This is a genomic window from Acinetobacter sp. UBA5934 (genome assembly GCF_002430855.1).
GTDB lineage: Bacteria > Pseudomonadota > Gammaproteobacteria > Pseudomonadales > Moraxellaceae > Acinetobacter.
On the sequence record NZ_DJDC01000015.1, the window covers coordinates 1 to 3,210 of the forward strand.

The 3,210-nt window shown below is 42.2% G+C and carries 2 protein-coding genes; one reads left to right on the top strand and one right to left on the bottom strand.

The annotated features are described in order from the left end of the window. The coding region (locus tag B2Y23_RS01120; RefSeq protein ID WP_291368505.1) for a M66 family metalloprotease at positions 1-2,439 on the top strand (2,439 nt) is incomplete at its 5' end. 479 nt (positions 2,440-2,918) lie between these two features. On the opposite strand, the gene rpsT is transcribed toward B2Y23_RS01120, so the two are convergent. After that, on the bottom strand, positions 2,919-3,185 hold the full coding sequence (rpsT, locus tag B2Y23_RS01125; protein ID WP_039622003.1) for a 30S ribosomal protein S20: 267 nt from the start codon (positions 3,183-3,185) through the stop codon (positions 2,919-2,921). Positions 3,186-3,210: the final 25 nt, after the last annotated feature.

Here is a 3,210-nt window from a genome sequence, read left to right on the forward strand (position 1 = left end):
GATCTAGAGGGTTCTTTTAAAGCAATGGTTCAGTTTGCTCAAGGCCATGTGGTAGATCCCAGTGGTAACGAAGCCAAAAAAATGCCTCGTTTAACCTCAGAAAAAGAAGCGCTGTTACTGGTTACACCGACACTGGATATGAGTGATGTAACACAAATAACCGCTGAAATTTATCAAGATGGGCGCTTATTGCGCCAAATTAAGCTGCAAGATCCTACGCAAATTCCAGCTTCAGACCAAAATAAAACCGATACACGACCGCACGTTTCATATAGTAAACGTGCATGGTCAGCTAGACTGAATTGGGATGAAGTACGTCCAGGATTACAAATAAAAATTATTGATCAGCAAAATCGAAGCGGTGAACTGTTTGAAGAAAAAATTGATTTTGCAGCGCCCGGGGAGTTGGTCGTAAATAACATTCGTGTCGGAATGTTGACCGATTATCCAAAATCCAATGGTCATTATATGCTGTTGCAGCCAGAAAAAGCGGGTACAGATTATTTTCAAACCATTCCTGCAGCACAAATGACGGTTGCCAAATATGACGATATGACCTTGAATCGGGTCATGGTTTCCAACGGTACCATTTATGATGTTGCCAGTACCAGCACAGGGGGAGATTACGCAGGGGATATGCGTGAAGATGTGGGTAAATCCACATTCAGTGTAGGGATTAATCTTGCAAACTGGGGTATTACCAGTGCTTCTATGGCGAGTCAAAGCCAGCCGCAGCTGACTCAAACTGTAGTCGTGCATCATACTCGGGGAAATTATGCCAATGGCGTGCAGGGACACGGTTTAAGTGGCGGCAATGGCATGCTGACCTTATATGATTCGGTGGGCAATGAATTCAGTCATGAGATTGGTCATCATTATGGATTGGGGCACTATCCTGGACAAGAGGGAGATAATCTATTCTGGGCAGCGCATCATGCAGACAGCGGTTGGGGATATATTGGCTACCGTAATATGATGCGTGGCAATCTGTCATGGACGGCAACCTGGAAATGGGATGGAAGCAACGGGATTCCCAACTTTCAGAACATTTTCCCTTATGGTAAAGATGCAATGTCTGGAGGCTATGCGGACAGCACCATCTCTAGATATACCCATTACACGGGTTACAGTACTTTTTTAAAGATTCAACCGCATTTTGACCGCTATGTCTGGGATGAGACTTCACCTACAGGTTATAAAAAATGGAATAAAGATACGCGCCAAATGGAAGTTGCACAGCCGGTTATGCCGAATTCAACATCTCCTGTGTGGTATCAGGCCAAGCAGAATTACCCGCGGCCCCGTATATTTGGACAGCCTGTGCTGACCATTTTAGGTGGATATGACCCGGTAAATCAGATGGGGCTGCTGTATCCTGCTGCGCGTTCCAACTGGGGCAATGTTTATGATTTACCTAGTGCAAATACTGCTTTGGATCAATCTGCCTGTTGGTTAAATATTCAATATCCCAATAGGGTGAAGAACGTTGCATTATCACCGGCGCGTCTGGGAAGTAATGCCAATAAATTGCATGTCAATCTGGCCATTTCAGATCAGCCGCAAAAAGTAGATTTGTATTGCAAACAAGCCAATGCAAATGAAAAGTTATTGGCATCGATTGATATTCCGCACTATACCGATGTGATTACACCTGCGGTACATATTGGTAAAGCAGAGGGTTATAGTGCATTAAGGAAAATTGAGTTGCCTACTTTGGAGCAGGAATTAATAACTCAAGCATCCAATGATGTGGTGAGCTTGAAGCCTGCGACACAACTGCTTTATGACGCTTATAAGGCGAATAAAAATGAGTTAAGCGCCTTGGCGGTACAGCAGATGGATCGTTATACACAACAGCAAAATACCATTTACCGTTTAAACCGCTGGATGAATGTATATCAGGCAGATTTAAAGGCCAATCAGCCTGAAGCGCTGACTGCATTAAATCATTTTATTGAGTTACTGGGTTTGTCGAAAAGTGATTTGAACAGCAATACCTCATTGATTAAAAATGGTACAAACTGCCTAAAAGTTGAAAAGCTTGAAAATGGTCAATACAACACCTCCATCAGTGGTTCAAGTGGTTGTAGTGCTAATGCATCGGAACAGTGGGTTTACGATGGTTTAGGGCGGATTCAAAGTAGATATGCAGTAGGACAATGCTTAACCAGTACAGGCGGCGGTGCAAAGATTATTTTGACAGACTGCGCAACAGATAAAGATACACAAATCTGGACAATGAAACCTGAAACCACAGCAATTACCCAATCGGGTCAATGTTTCGATTTGGAATCGGGTCGCTTAACCAATAACCGTGCAAACCTAATTCGCTATGCTTGCACTGGAGGTGGAAATCAGAAGTGGAGCAATTTAACGCCAAATAGCAGCTTAATATTGGCTTATTTAAAACCACAAAATTTAAGACTCTTAGTCCAATAATGTATTGATAGTTTCTTTGTCGCAATAAGGCCACTATTGACTCTATTTATAGTCTATCAGTCATCGCACAAGCCCTCTCAGGAGGGCTTTTTATTTGCCTCAGATTTAAAACTCGTGCGCCATGCGATCGAATCATTTTAATTCGTATGGATCAAAAACCAGTGTTGATAGTGGAATGATTAGACTTCAATCCTGATCATTAAAACCATGCGCAATGGCTGTACTCAAGCAAATTTAAGACGTTGATGCTGCACGCTGGAATCGGTTTTTATTCTTATGGTTAATATTGGCTTGAAAAATTGATTAGAACTGAGGTCATTATGAATTATAGATAAGATCTGATGGGAAATTACCCAATGCTTTTAAGTTAATGGAATAGGATGAAGCTCAAGTACTGAATACGACAACGTGCTACTAAACTCGTTACTAAATGCAAGGCGTAAAAAAAGCCCTCAACGGGCTTTTTTCAATGCAACAACTTAGTTAGCTAAAGCTTTAACTTGTGCATTCAAACGGCTCTTATGACGAGCAGCTTTGTTTTTATGGATGATGCCTTTATCAGCCATACGGTCAATTACCGGAACCGCAGTTTTGTATGCTTCTGTAGCAGCAGCATAATCACCAGCAGCGATAGCAGCTACTGTACGTTTAAGATAAGTACGAACCATAGAACGTAAGCTAGCGTTGTGTTTACGTGCTTTAACGTTTTGACGAGCACGTTTTTTAGCTTGAGCAGAGTTTGCCACTCGTGCACTCCTTGAATTAGATTGG